This is a genomic window from Streptomyces sp. NPDC059816, assembly GCF_042732055.1.
In the GTDB taxonomy this organism is placed as follows: Bacteria; Actinomycetota; Actinomycetes; order Streptomycetales; family Streptomycetaceae; genus Streptomyces.
The window spans coordinates 299,048-312,484 of sequence record NZ_JBHWIQ010000006.1 but is presented as its reverse complement, the minus strand read 5'-3'; the positions used below and the strand labels follow the sequence as shown (position 1 = coordinate 312,484).

General features: G+C 74.2%; 12 protein-coding genes. 10 read left to right on the top strand and 2 right to left on the bottom strand.

All coding sequences use genetic code 11. The features are described from left to right. The first annotated feature begins 170 nt into the window (after positions 1-170). The 7 genes from ACFV88_RS11275 (at position 171) to ACFV88_RS11245 (ending at position 5,575) form a co-directional block, all read left to right on the top strand. On the top strand, positions 171-1,019 hold the full coding sequence (locus ACFV88_RS11275) for a helix-turn-helix domain-containing protein (protein WP_385488663.1): 849 nt from the start codon (positions 171-173) through the stop codon (positions 1,017-1,019). Between the two features lie 125 nt (positions 1,020-1,144). Continuing rightward, positions 1,145-2,662: a 30S ribosomal protein S12 methylthiotransferase RimO gene (gene rimO / locus ACFV88_RS11270; protein ID WP_385488661.1), complete on the top strand. Its 1,518-nt coding sequence runs from the start codon at positions 1,145-1,147 to the stop codon at positions 2,660-2,662. Continuing rightward, positions 2,659-3,567, top strand: coding sequence for a CDP-diacylglycerol--glycerol-3-phosphate 3-phosphatidyltransferase (gene pgsA / locus ACFV88_RS11265; RefSeq protein ID WP_385488659.1), 909 nt, complete (start codon positions 2,659-2,661; stop codon positions 3,565-3,567). Before rimO ends, pgsA begins: the two co-directional genes overlap by 4 nt. After that, positions 3,564-4,085, top strand: coding sequence for a CinA family protein (locus tag ACFV88_RS11260; RefSeq protein ID WP_385488656.1), 522 nt, complete (start codon positions 3,564-3,566; stop codon positions 4,083-4,085). The genes pgsA and ACFV88_RS11260 overlap by 4 nt, the downstream gene beginning before the upstream one ends. A gap of 109 nt (positions 4,086-4,194) precedes the next feature. Further along, positions 4,195-4,566: a helix-turn-helix domain-containing protein gene (locus tag ACFV88_RS11255; RefSeq protein ID WP_385488655.1), complete on the top strand. Its 372-nt coding sequence runs from the start codon at positions 4,195-4,197 to the stop codon at positions 4,564-4,566. 263 nt (positions 4,567-4,829) lie between these two features. Further along, on the top strand, positions 4,830-5,300 hold the full coding sequence (locus ACFV88_RS11250) for a Dps family protein (RefSeq protein WP_385488652.1): 471 nt from the start codon (positions 4,830-4,832) through the stop codon (positions 5,298-5,300). A 47-nt stretch (positions 5,301-5,347) separates the two neighbouring features. Continuing rightward, the gene (locus tag ACFV88_RS11245) at positions 5,348-5,575 is read left to right on the top strand and encodes a hypothetical protein (RefSeq protein ID WP_385488649.1); all 228 of its coding nucleotides are present in this window, start codon (positions 5,348-5,350) and stop codon (positions 5,573-5,575) included. A 29-nt stretch (positions 5,576-5,604) separates the two neighbouring features. Here the strand turns inward: ACFV88_RS11245 and ACFV88_RS11240 are convergent, their stop codons facing one another. Together ACFV88_RS11240 and ACFV88_RS11235 are read right to left on the bottom strand one after the other, a co-directional pair. Then, positions 5,605-6,414: an Fpg/Nei family DNA glycosylase gene (locus ACFV88_RS11240; protein ID WP_385488646.1), complete on the bottom strand. Its 810-nt coding sequence runs from the start codon at positions 6,412-6,414 to the stop codon at positions 5,605-5,607. Positions 6,415-6,464: 50 nt separating this feature from the next. Next, complete coding sequence (locus tag ACFV88_RS11235; RefSeq protein ID WP_385488643.1) at positions 6,465-11,303, bottom strand: ATP-dependent helicase; 4,839 nt, start codon at positions 11,301-11,303, stop codon at positions 6,465-6,467. 104 nt (positions 11,304-11,407) lie between these two features. On the opposite strand from ACFV88_RS11235, the gene ACFV88_RS11230 reads away from it, so the two are divergent. The 3 genes from ACFV88_RS11230 to ACFV88_RS11220 are packed head-to-tail and all read left to right on the top strand — an operon-like array spanning position 11,408 to position 13,424. After that, positions 11,408-12,286, top strand: coding sequence for an AraC family transcriptional regulator (locus ACFV88_RS11230; RefSeq protein WP_385488641.1), 879 nt, complete (start codon positions 11,408-11,410; stop codon positions 12,284-12,286). Then, a complete protein-coding gene (locus tag ACFV88_RS11225) occupies positions 12,271-13,110 on the top strand; it encodes an AzlC family ABC transporter permease (RefSeq protein WP_385488639.1) in 840 nt (279 codons plus the stop codon). Before ACFV88_RS11230 ends, ACFV88_RS11225 begins: the two co-directional genes overlap by 16 nt. Beyond that, positions 13,107-13,424 carry an AzlD domain-containing protein gene (locus tag ACFV88_RS11220; protein WP_385488637.1) on the top strand — a complete coding sequence of 106 codons (318 nt, stop codon included), beginning with the start codon at positions 13,107-13,109 and terminating at the stop codon, positions 13,422-13,424. The genes ACFV88_RS11225 and ACFV88_RS11220 overlap by 4 nt, the downstream gene beginning before the upstream one ends. The last annotated feature ends 13 nt before the right edge of the window (positions 13,425-13,437 follow it).

The window sequence follows — 13,437 nt, the reverse complement described above, 5'->3', positions numbered from 1 at the left end:
GTTCGTCAAGTTGAGGGGAGGGACAACCAGCACCTCGGCTCCTGCGGGTGGGTGGCCATCGCCGCACCGTGCAAATGGCGTACAAAGTCGTCACGACCGGTTGCCCCACTCTTTCGTACCCCCCCTAGACTGAACCTCCAGCAGGTGGCTCACGCTCGAAAGGCGCCCCCGTGTCCATCGGCAACTCCCCTGAAGACGACCGGCCGGCCGACGCACTCGGTCCCGTCGATCTCCCGGCAGAAGACCGTCCCTCGATCGGTCGCGTCCTGAAGCAGGCGCGCATCGAGTCCGGGCTGACCGTGGACGAGGTCAGCACCGCCACGCGGGTGCGCATCCCGATCATCCACGGCATCGAGCAGGACGACTTCAGTCGTTGCGGGGGCGACGTCTACGCCCGCGGGCACCTCAGGACGCTCGCCCGCGCCGTGGGCCTCGACCCCGCCGAGTTGCTGGAGCGCTTCGACGCCGACCACGGCGGGCGGCCCGCGCCGACCCCCGCCGCGCCGCTGTTCGAGGCCGAGCGCATCCGGCCCGAGCCGCGCCGCCCCAACTGGACCGCGGCCATGGTCGCCGCGATCGTCGCGGTGATCGGTTTCGTCGGTTTCACGGCGTTCAAGGGCGACGGCGGCGGGGACAACAGCCGCACGCCCGTCGCGGGCAGCGGCTCCACCCCCGCCGGCGACACCACCAAGTCCAAGCCGAAGCCCGCCGACCCCAAGCCCGACCCGTCCGGCAGCGCGATCGCCGCGGTGCCCCAGGACAAGGTCACCGTCAAGGTCAGCGCCCCCGACGGACGGAGTTGGATCTCGGCCAAGGACGTCAACGGCCGCACCCTCTTCGACGGCACCCTCGAACAGGGCGACTCGAAGACCTTCCAGGACAAGCAGCAGATCGACCTCGTCCTCGGCAACGCGGGCGCGATCGACCTGTTCGTCAACGGGAAGGCCATCGAGGACGATTTCCAGCCGGGCCAGATCGAACGCCTGACCTATACCAAGGGCGACCCCCAGGCGGGCTGACCCGGGCGGGCGGGGGGCTGCGGCACCCCGCCCGAGGAGCGGTACGGGGCCGCGCGCCGCCCGGCGGTCCCCAACGGTGCCCCGAGGCGCGAGTGCGGTCACTTGGACGAAGTAGTCTTGAGCCCATGCCCGAACGCCGCACCGTCGCTCTCGTCACTCTCGGCTGCGCCCGTAACGAGGTGGACTCGGAGGAGCTGGCAGGCCGCTTGGAGGCGGACGGCTGGCAGCTCGTCGAGGACGCCGAGGAAGCGGACGTCGCCGTCGTCAACACCTGCGGATTCGTCGACGCCGCCAAGAAGGACTCCGTCGACGCCCTCCTGGAGGCCAACGACCTCAAGGGACACGGGAGAACGCAGGCCGTCGTGGCCGTGGGCTGCATGGCGGAGCGCTACGGCAAGGACCTCGCCGAGGCCCTGCCCGAAGCCGACGGCATCCTCGGCTTCGACGACTACGCGGACATCTCCGACCGCCTCCAGACCATCCTCAGCGGAGGCGTCCACGCCTCCCACACCCCCCGCGACCGCCGCAAGCTGCTGCCCATCAGCCCGGCCGAGCGGCAGGCCGCCGGAGCCGCCGTGGCCCTGCCCGGCCACGCCCCGGTGGAAGCCGCCCCGGCGCCGCGCGACCTCCCCGACGGGCTCGCCCCGGCGTCCGGGCCGCGCGCCCCGCTGCGCCGCCGGCTGGGCTCCTCGCCCGTCGCGTCGGTGAAGCTCGCCTCCGGCTGCGACCGCCGCTGCACCTTCTGCGCGATCCCCTCGTTCCGCGGCTCCTTCATCTCCCGCCGCCCCTCCGACGTGCTCGGCGAGACCCGCTGGCTGGCCGAGCAGGGCGTCAAGGAGGTCATGCTGGTCTCCGAGAACAACACCTCCTACGGCAAGGACCTGGGCGACATCCGCCTGCTGGAGACGCTGCTGCCCGAGCTCGCGGCCGTCGACGGCATCGAACGGGTGCGGGTCAGCTACCTCCAGCCCGCCGAGATGCGGCCCGGCCTGATCGACGTGCTCACCTGCACCGAGAAGGTCGTGCCCTACTTCGACCTGTCGTTCCAGCACTCCGCACCCGCGGTGCTGCGGTCGATGCGCCGCTTCGGGGACACCGACCGGTTCCTGGAGCTGCTCGACCAGATCCGCGCCAAGGCACCCGAGGCGGGCGTGCGGTCCAACTTCATCGTCGGGTTCCCCGGCGAGTCCGAGGACGACCTCGCCGAGTTGGAGCGCTTCCTCACCCATGCGCGGCTCGACGCGATCGGTGTGTTCGGGTACTCCGACGAGGAGGGCACCGAGGCGGCGACCTACCAGGACAAGCACGACGTGGACACCGTCGCGGACCGTCTCGCGCGGGTGTCCCAGCTCGCCGACGAGCTCACCGCCCAGCGCGCCGACGAGCGTCTCGGCGAGACACTTGAGGTACTGGTCGAGTCCCTCGGCTCCGCCGACGACCTCGACGAGGACGAGGGTGCCGTGGGGCGCGCGGCCCACCAGGCGCCGGAGACGGACGGCCAGGTGCGCTTCACCAGCGCCGCCGGACTCACCGTCGGCCGTATGGTCAGGGCGAAGGTGGTGGGCACCGAAGGCGTTGACCTGTTGGCAGAGGTCGCGGAACTGACCACGAGCGGCGTGTGTACTGAGGAGGCGGCCAGATGACCGGAGTCCCGGCATCCACGGCGGGCGGTTCCGGTAGGCCGGCGCCCGGCGGCAAGCTGGGCGCTGCGGCCGTCAACCAGGCCAGTCTCTGGAACATCGCCAACATCCTCACCATGGTCCGGCTGCTGCTGGTGCCCGGCTTCGTGGCGTTGATGCTGGCCGGCGGCGGATACGACCCCGCCTGGCGTTCCCTCGCCTGGGCGGCGTTCGCCGTCGCCATGATCACCGACCTGTTCGACGGGCACCTCGCCCGGACGTACAACCTGGTCACCGACTTCGGGAAGATCGCCGACCCGATCGCCGACAAGGCGATCATGGGCGCGGCGCTGCTCTGTCTCTCCTCGCTCGGTGACCTGCCCTGGTGGGTGACCGGGGTGATCCTCGGCCGTGAGCTGGGCGTCACGCTGCTGCGCTTCATCGTCATCCGCTACGGAGTGATCCCGGCCAGCCGCGGCGGCAAGCTGAAGACGCTCGCCCAGGGCACCGCCGTCGGGATGTACGTGCTGGCGCTGACCGGCCCGCTCGCCACCCTGCGGTTCTGGGTGATGGCGGTCGCGGTGGTCCTCACCGTCGTCACCGGGCTCGACTACGTGCGCCAGGCCGTGGTGCTCCGCCGGCAGGGCATCGCCGAGCGCCGGGCGCAGGCGGCCGACACCCTGCACGCCGTGGACCGCGAGGCGGCCCGGGTCGAGCGCGCCCGCGCCGCCGAGGAGCGGACACCGGTCGCCCCGGAACCCGGCCCGGCCGGGGACACCACGGGCCGCACGCGGGCCACCGAGGACAGCGCGGTACCCACAGGGGACACCGCCTCGTCGGACCCGGGAACGCACGAGCGGGCGGACGCGCCCCCCGAGGCCGCGGGCAGCGCCACCCGCTTCGCCGGCGAACGGGACACCGAGCGGTGAGCGAGCCGGCCGCCACGGCACTGCGGCTGCTGCGGGAGCGGGGCGAGACCCTCGCGGTCGCGGAGTCGCTGACCGGCGGCCTGGTCGCGGCAGCGATCACGGACACGCCTGGCGCCTCCGACGCCTTCCGGGGCTCGGTGACCGCCTACGCGACCGGACTCAAGGAACGGCTCCTCGGGGTCGACGGCGACCTCCTCGCCTCGGCGGGTGCCGTGACCGCAGAGGTCGCCCTCCAGATGGCGGACGGGGTGCGCACCGCCCTCGGGGCCGACTGGGGAATCGCCACCACCGGTGTCGCGGGCCCGGCGCCCCAGGACGGTCAGCCCGTCGGAACGGTGTACCTCGCGGTGCGCGGGCCACGGGACGGCGGCAAAGTGGTCGCATTGCGGTTGAACGGCGGCCGGGCGGAAATCCGTAGGGAAAGCGTACGGAGCGTGCTCGGTCTGCTGCTGGAGCGGCTGTCCGACGGGCCCGGACACGACCGCGCACAGGATACGGAACAGAACGGGGGGACTTGATGTTTGCAGCCCTGAGTGAACACGACATCGCTCCCCGCACGGCCGCGGCACTAGGCGGTACGGTGGGGCGTGAAGGATGCGGCTACACGGTCCGAGGAGGGAGCAACCGATGATTCTGCTCCGTCGCCTGTTGGGTGACGTGCTGCGTCGGCAGCGCCAGCGCCAGGGCCGTACTCTGCGCGAAGTCTCCTCGTCCGCCCGAGTGTCACTCGGCTATCTCTCCGAGGTGGAGCGGGGGCAGAAGGAGGCTTCCTCCGAGCTGCTCTCCGCCATCTGCGACGCGCTTGACGTACGGATGTCCGAGCTGATGCGTGAGGTGAGCGATGAGCTCGCCCTCGCTGAGCTGGCCGAGTCTGCGGCCAACGAGCCGGTGCCCGCACCGGTGCGCCCGATGCTCAATTCCGTCTCGGTGACCGGCGTGCCACCGGAACGGGTCACGATCAAGGCGCCCGCGGAGGCAGTGGACGTGGTCGCGGCCTGACCGCTGCCGCCACCCGCTGTCCCACGGCGTCCGCTGACGTCTCCGAGCCCCGGTTCGAACGTCCCCGCTTCAGGTGCGGGGGCGTCCGGGCCGGGGCTGTGGTGTGTCCGGGGGAGCCACGGCGACGGGGGCGGGCGGCGGTACGCGGCTGTCTGCGAGCCCTCCGGGAGGGGTATCGGGGGAACAGGTGTGGATGCCCCCTTTCGGGTAGGTGTGCCATGGTTGAAGAGGCATGATCCCCACCGTGGAACCGGAGGACCGGGATGTACGTCGTGAAGAGTCCGCTGTCCGACGCCGACATGAAGACCGTGGCCGAAGCGCTCCAGGGCGCCCTGGTGGACCTGGTCGACCTGTCGTTGATCTCCAAGCAGATCCACTGGAACGTCGTCGGTCCACGGTTCCGCTCGGTCCACCTCCAGTTGGACGAGGTGGTCGACACCGCCCGGCTGCACTCGGACACGGTCGCGGAGCGCGCGTCCACGCTGGGGGTGTCCCCGGACGGTCGCGCCGGGACCGTGGCCGGTACCAGCGGCATCGGCACGGTGCCCGAGGGCTGGATCAAGGACGTGGAGGCCGTCGGCACCCTGGTGACCGCGCTCGCCGCGGTGATCACCCGGATGCGGGCACGGGTCGACGCGACCGCCGAGGCCGACCCCGTCAGCCAGGACATCCTCATCCAGATCACCGCTGACCTCGAAAAGCACCATTGGATGTTCCAAGCCGAGAACGGCTGAGCCCGCTCGGTCGGGCGGGTGGCGGGCGGGTGGAAGGACGACGGCCGGTGTCGGGGCGCACGCTCGCCCGGGTCGCCGCCGCGGTGTGCGGGGCCCTGTGGTGCTGGGCCGTGCTGAGGCTCGCCCTCGTCCCCTCGGCCGGGCTGCTGGAGGGCGCCGTCGCGGCGGGTGGCTGGGGTCTGAGCCTGCTGCCGGTGCACTGCGCGCCCGCGCCCGCCTCCTCCCGGGTACGGGGCACCTCACCTCGGGACGGCCCCCGCCGTACCGGACGCTGACCGCGCTCCCACGCCCCTGATCCGGGTGCTCACCGGCCGGGCGGTGGAGGGGCCGGGCCCTGCTGGCAGGACGGGCACCAGTACGTGGGACGGGAACGGGAACCGTCGCCCTGCTCTCCCCGGCGGACCGGGGTGCCACAGCGCAGACACGGGCGGGGCGCCCGGCCGTACACGTACAGCGGCTGGTCCCGGCGGCCCGTGGTGACCCGGTGCGGACGGTCGCGGTTGACCTCCAGCAGCCGCCGGGCCAGGACGGGTACGGCGGCCAGCCGCTCCGCGGGCAGGGCACCGACCGGGAGCCACGGGGTGGCACCGAGCAGGAAGCACAGCTCCGACTTGTAGACGTTCCCCACGCCGGCCAGGTTGCGCTGGTCGAGCAGGGCCTCGCCGAGGGGCCGGTCCGGCGCCGCCAGCAGGTTCCCCAGGGCGCGGTCCGCGTCCCAGTCGGGGCCCAGCGGATCGGGGCCGAGGTGTCCGACGACCCGGTGCTCGTCAGCGGTGCGCAACAGATCGAGCACCGGCAGCCGGTACCCGACGGCCGTCCAGACACGGGTGCCCAGCACCGCGCGGATCTGGTGCGCGGGTCCCCCGCTCCAGCGTTCCCGGGGTCGGTAGAGCCGCCATGAACCGTCCATGCGCAGATGCGAGTGGAGGGTCAGGCCGCCCTCGACCCGGGTGAGGAGGTGCTTGCCGCGCGGCGCGACCTCCAGGACCGTGCGTCCCGTCAGGTCCACCGTCGCCAGCCTCGGCACCCGTAGGTCGGAGCGGGTGAGCAGCTGTCCCGTCAACGCGTGGTGCAGCCGCTGTGCGGCCTGCCAGACCGTGTCACCCTCGGGCATGCGTCAAGGGTCGCACGCCCCCGCCGCCGACCCGGGCCGAAGCGTTCGCCTCACCCGCGCAGCCGCAGCCCCCGGGGCGTGGCGTGGAATCCCGCCGCTTCCAGGACCTCGCCGAGTGCCGAGGTCAGCGCGGGGGCCCCGTTGACCCGCTCCACGGTGATGGTGCCCAGGGCCCCCTCCCGGGCCGCGCCGGCCACCGCCTCGGCCGCCGCCACCAGCCGTGCGTCCTGCCCGGCGGCCCGGGCCCGCCCGGTCGGGTCCTGCACCTCGGCCTCCGTCGGCGGATGCGTCGGCCAGGCCAACAGGGTCTTGCCGCCCCGCTCCATGTACAGCGCCAACTCGCCGTCGACCAGGACGACCAGCGAACCGGCCTTGCGCCCGGGCTTGTGGCCGGCGCCGGTCGGCGGCTCGGGCCACGCAAGGGCCGCACCGTACGCATTGGCCGGGTCCGCCGCCGCCAGGACCACCGCCCGTGGGCCACCCGCCGTCGGCTTGCCGGCACCGGGCACGGACGACCGGCCGGGCCCGCCCCCGTACGGCGTCGGGAAGGCGTGCGCGGCGCCCGTACCCACGGCGGGGGAGACCGCGTCGAGGAAGTCCGGGACGTCGTCCGGGGCGCGGCCCCCGTGGAGGTCACCGGCGTCGGCGGCAGCGCCGCGTTCCCGCGCCGCGGCCATCGCCCGCAGCCGGTCCACCGCCCCGTCCATCGCGAACTGCGCCGCGCCCAGCCCCTCCACCACGTAACCCCGTCGCGCCTGACCGCTCTCCTCGAACACCGACAGCACCCGGTACGCCGCGGAGAACCCGCCCTCGACGCCCTCCGCCGCGACCGCCCCGCGGGTCACCACCCCGTGCCGGTCCAGCAGGGTGCGGGCCAGTGCGTGGGCGCGCAGGGTCGGGTCGGGCTCGGCTGCGGGGAGCAGCGACCACCGTCCGCCGACCGTGGGCGGCCCGCCCCGGGAGGCCGGGCGGGCGGCGCCCGTCAGCGATCCGTACCGGCCGCGGGGGATCGTCCGGCGGGCGCGGTGGGCCGTTGAACCGGCGGTGCGGCCCGAACCCAGCAGCGCGCGCAGCGGGGCGAGCGTGTCGTTGGTCAGCCGGCCCGACCAGGCGAGGTCCCAGACGGTGTCGGCGAGCTGCGGATCGGTGGCCTCCGGGTGGGTGCCGGCCCGCACCCGGTCGGCGATCTGACGGAAGAACAGGCCGTACCCGTCGGCGAGGACGTCCAGCACGGACCGGTGCAGTTCCGTCAGTTCCAGCGGCTGGGGCGGAGGCAGCAACAGGGGCGCCGCGTCGGCCAGGTAGAGGCTGATCCAGCCGTCCTTGCCCGGGAGCGCGCCGGCGCCCGCCCACACCACCTCGCCCGATGCGGTCAACTCGTCCAACACCGCCGGGGCGTACCCGCCGACCCGGGAGGGCAGGACCAGCTTCTCCAGCGCGGATGCGGGCACGGCAGCTCCCTGCAACTGCTCGACGGCCCGTACCAGCCCGTCCGTCCCGCGGAGCCCGCCGCGCTCACCGACGTGCTGCCACCGGGGGAGGAACTGGGCGAGGGCCGCCGGGGGAACCGGCTCCAGCTCCTGGCGCAGGGCGGCCAGCGAGCGGCGGCGCAGCCGGCGCAGGACCGTCGTGTCGCACCACTCCTGGCCGATGCCCGCCGGATGGAACTCGCCCTGGACGACCCGTCCGGCCGCCGCGAGCCGGTGCAGCGCCCCGTCGGTGACCGCGCTGCCGAGCCCGAACCGGGCCGCCGCCGCCGCGGAGGTGAACGGGCCGTGGGTGCGGGCGTAGCGGGCCAGGAGGTCACCGAGGGGGTCCCCCACGGGTTCCGTGAACGCCTCCGGCACTCCGACCGGCAGGGCGGTGCCCAGCGCGTCCCGTAGCCGACCCGCGTCCTCGACGGCCGCCCAGTGGTCCGCCCCGGCGATCCGCACCCGGATCGCCCGCCGGGCGGCGGCGAGGTCCGTCGCCCACCGCTCGTCGGCGCCCCGCTCGGCCAGCTCCCCGGGTGTCAGCGGGCCCAGGAGGCGCAGCAGGTCCGCGACGCCCTCCGCGTCCTTGACCCGGCGGTCCTCGGTGCGCCACTGGAGTTCGCCCTCCAGTTCGGTCAGCACCTGCGCGTCGAGCAGTTCCCGCAGTTCCGCCTGGCCGAGCAGTTCCGCGAGCAGCCGTGAGTCGAGGGACAGGGCTGCCGCCCGGCGCTCGGCCAGCGGTGAGTCGCCTTCGTACAGGAACTGGGCGACGTACCCGAAGAGCAGCGAGCGGGCGAAGGGGGACGGCTCCTGAGTGGTGACCTCCACCAGTCGGACCCGGCGGGACTCGATGTCGCCCATCAGCTCGGTGAGCCCCGGCACGTCGAACACGTCCTGGAGGCATTCGCGGACCGCTTCGAGCACGATGGGGAAGGAGCCGAAGTCGCTCGCCACTTCGAGGAGTTGCGCGGCCCGCTGGCGCTGCTGCCACAGCGGGGTGCGCTTGCCGGGGCTGCGGCGGGGCAGGAGCAGCGCCCGCGCGGCGCACTCCCGGAACCGGGACGCGAACAGTGCCGAGCCGCCGACCTGGTCCGTGACGACCTGGTTGACGTCGCCCTGGTCGAACAGCACGTCGGCGGCGCCGACGGGGGCCTGCTCCGCGTCGAACGCGTCGCCCGTGCGGCCGGGTTCGGCGTCGAGGAGGTCGAGGCCCATCAGATCGGCGTCCGGGAGGCGGAGCACCAGCCCGTCGTCGGCGTGCATGACCTGGGCGTCCATGCCGTACCGCTCGGCGAGCCGGGCTCCCAGCGCGAGCGCCCAGGGGGCGTGCACCTGGGCGCCGAAGGGGGAGTGGACGACCACCCGCCAGTCGCCCAGCTCGTCGCGGAACCGCTCCACCACGATCGTGCGGTCGTCGGGCACGTGTCCGCACGCCGCGCGCTGTTCCTCCAGATAGGCGAGGACGTTGTCGGCGGCCCAGGCGTCGAGTCCGGCGGCCGTCAGCCGTGCCCGGGCGTCGTCCTTGGGCAGGGCGCCCACCTCGCGCAGGAACGCGCCGAGCGCGCGGCCCAGCTCCAAGGGGCGGCCGAGCTGGTCGCCCTTCCAGAACGGGAGCCGGCCCGGCACGCCCGGCGCGGGGGAGACCAGCACGCGGTCCCGGGTGATGTCCTCGATCCGCCAGGAACTGGTGCCGAGGGTGAACACGTCCCCGACCCGTGACTCGTAGACCATCTCCTCGTCCAGCTCGCCGACCCGGCCGCCGCCCTTCTTCGGGTCGGCCCCGGCGAGGAACACCCCGAACAGGCCCCGGTCGGGGATGGTCCCGCCGGAGGTGACGGCGAGCCGCTGCGCGCCGGGGCGGCCGGTGACCGTACCGGCGATCCGGTCCCACACCACGCGCGGACGCAGTTCGGCGAAGGCGTCGGAGGGGTAGCGGCCCGCGAGCATGTCCAGGACCGCGGTGAACGCCGACTCGGGGAGCGAGGCGAAGGGCGCCGCCCGGCGCGCCAGTGCCAACAGGTCGTCCACCTGCCAGGTGTCCATCGCGGTCACCGCGACGAGTTGCTGCGCGAGGACGTCCAGCGGATTGGCGGGCACCCGCAGCGACTCGATGGCGCCCGCGCGCATCCGCTCGGTGACCACCGCGGACTGCACCAGATCGCCCCGGTACTTGGGGAACACGACCCCCGTCGACACGGCACCCACCTGGTGCCCGGCCCGGCCCACCCGCTGGAGCCCGGACGCCACCGACGGCGGCGACTCCACCTGGACCACGAGGTCGACGGCGCCCATGTCGATGCCCAGCTCCAGACTGGACGTGGCGACCACGGCGGGCAGCCGACCCGCCTTCAGGTCCTCCTCCACCAGGGCCCGTTGCTCCTTGGACACCGAACCGTGGTGGGCCCGCGCGATGACCGCCGGCGCTCCCCGCGCGGCCCCGGAACCGCCCATCAGCTCGGCCGGTGCGTGGTCCTCCCCCAAGGGGACGCCGGTGGCCCGTTCGTACGCGATCTCGTTCAGCCGGTTGCACAGGCGCTCGGCGAGGCGCCGGGAGTTCGCGAACACGATCGTGGACCGGTGGGCCAGCACCAGATCGGTGATCCGCTCCTCGACGTGCGGCCAGATCGAGGGGCGCTCGCCGTCCGCGCCGGCCTGGGAGGCGGGCGAGCCCCCCAGCTCCCCCAGGTCCTCCACCGGGACGACCACCGACAGGTCGAACTCCTTGCCCGAAGGGGGCTGCACCACCTCGACCCGGCGCCCCGGCGAGAGGTAGCGCGCCACCTCGTCCACCGGGCGGACCGTCGCGGACAGGCCGATGCGGCGGGCGGGCCGCTCCAACAGCTCGTCCAGCCGCTCCAGGGAGAGGGCCAGGTGCGCGCCGCGCTTGGTGCCGGCCACCGCGTGCACCTCGTCCAGGATGACGGTCTCCACCCCCGTCAGCGCCTCCCGGGTGGCCGAGGTCAGCATCAGGAACAGGGACTCCGGCGTGGTGATCAGGATGTCCGGCGGGCGGTTCGCCAGGGCCCGGCGCTCGGCGGCCGGGGTGTCGCCCGAGCGGATGCCGACCCGGACCTCCGGCTCCGGGAGCCCGAGCCGGACCGCCTCCTGCCGGATGCCGGTGAGCGGGCTGCGGAGATTGCGCTCCACGTCCACCGCGAGCGCCTTCAGCGGCGACACGTACAGCACCCGGCACCGCTTCTTCGGATCGGCGGGGACGGGCGCCGAGGTCAGCTGGTCGAGCGCGGCGAGGAACGCGGCCAGCGTCTTGCCGGAGCCGGTCGGCGCGACGACCAGCACGTCGGAGCCCTCGCCGATCGCCCGCCACGCGCCGCTCTGGGCGCTCGTGGGCGCGGAGAACGCCCCCGAGAACCAACCGCGGGTCGCGGGGGAGAACGCGTCGAGAGCAGACCGCACCATGTCCCCATCCTGCACCCCGCCACTGACAACCGCCCCGACCTGCGCGAACACCCCGCGAGGCGGTCCCGGACGGCGGAGCGGGCGGCTGGCGCAGAATGGGACCCATGGGCGGCAACGCGGAACGCGCACGGCACTGGCAGTACCCGGAGCTGCCCGGGGTCGACCTGCTGCGGGCCCGGTACGTCCACAAGAACTTCGTCCGGCACACCCACGAGGGCTTCGTGATCGCCGCGATCAGCGAGGGCGTGGAGATCTTCCACCACGGCGGCTTCGACCAGTACGCGGGCCCCGGCACGCTCGCCCTGGTCAACCCCGACACCCCGCACACCGGTCGGGCGGGCGTCCCCGAGGGCTGGCGGTACGGTGCCGTCTACCCCGGGCCCGAGCTGGTCGCCGAGATCGCCGCCGAGACCACCGACATCCGCGGCGCCCCCGGGTTCGCCAGCCCGGTCCTGGACGACCCGTACGCCGCCGGCCTCGTCCACCGGGTGCTGCGCGCCGCCGACGAGGGCGACCCGCTGGCCGCCGACACCTTCCTGCGGGCCGCGGTCACCCGGCTGCTGCGGCGCAACGGCGGACCGCTGCCCCAGCGCCCCGTCCGCTCGGCCGGGGCCCGCACCGCGGCCCGCGCCCGTGCCGTGCTGGAGGAGCGGTTGGACCGGCCGCCGACCCTGCACCGCCTCGCCACCGACCTGGGCACCACCCCGTTCGCCCTGCTCCGGGCCTTCCGCGACGTCTACGGGATGCCCCCGCACAGCTGGCTCACCGATGCGCGGGTGCGCCGCGCCCGTCGGCTGCTGGACGCCGGCGTGCGCCCCGCGGACGTGGCGATCGCCGTCGGCTTCAGTGACCAACCCCACCTCAACCGTCACTTCACCCGCATCGTGGGCGTGCCCCCGGGCGCCTACCAGCGCGAGCGCAAGAACGTACAAGAACCGTCCGGCGGCCTCGTCGTACCGTCGAAGGCGTGGCAGAACAGATAGCACCCGCCTCCGCGGGCCCGACGGACTCCCCGGTCAGACCCGGTGCGCCCGCCAAGCGCGACGCCGCCGTCGTCCGGGACGCCCTGGGCGTCGGCGTGGCCGTCGGCCTCTCCGGCTTCGCCTTCGGCGTGACCGCGGCGGGCAGCGGCCTCACCCTCCTCCAGACCTGCGCCCTGAGCCTCCTGGTGTTCACCGGGGCCTCCCAGTTCGCCCTGGTGGGGGCGCTCGCCGCGGGCGGCAACCCGCTGACGGCGGCGGCCGGGGCGTTCTTCCTCGGCGTGCGCAACGCCTTCTACGGACTGCGCCTGTCCCAGTTGCTCGCCCTGCCCCGGGCGGTGCGGCCGTTCGCCGCGCAGTGGGTCATCGACGAGACCACCGCCGTCTCGCTCGCCCAGCCCACGCGCCGGGCGGCCCGGATCGGCTTCACGGTCACCGGGGTCACCCTCTACGTGCTCTGGAACCTCACCACGCTGCTCGGCGCGCTGGGCGCGGAGGCCATCGGCGACACCGACGCCTGGGGCCTGGACGCGGCGGGACCCGCGGTCTTCCTCGCCCTGCTGGCGCCCATGCTCCGCACCCCCGCCGAACGCGCCGTCGCCGCTCTGGCGGTCCTCCTCGGCCTGGGGCTGCTGCCGCTGCTGCCGGCCGGGGTGCCGGTCCTGCTCTCGGCCCTCGCCGCACCCGTGGTCCTGTACGTCAGCGGGCGCCGGAGCCCCGCGCACGGACCCGCCGCGGACCCGCGGAAGGGCCCCCACCACCCCAGTGGCACCGACACCGACACCGATGCCGGCCGTGACGCCGGGGGGAGGTCCGGGGACCGATGAACGAGACGACCGTGTGGATCGCGATCGGCGTCACCGCCGTCGGTTGTTACGCCGTCAAACTGCTCGGCCTCCTGGTGCCCGCGGGCGCCCTGGAACGCCCTCTGGTGCGTCGCCTGGCCGCCCTCGTGCCGGTGGCGCTGCTCGCCGCGCTCACCGCCCAGCAGACCTTCTCCGACGGCGCCGAACTCCTCCTCGACGCCAAGGCCGCCGGACTCGGCGCGGCGGCCCTCGCCCTGGTCCTGCGGGCACCCTTCCTGGTCGTCGTCGGGGCGGCCGTGGCCGTCACGGCCGGCGTACGGGCGCTGACCGGGTGACCGGCAGCCGCCC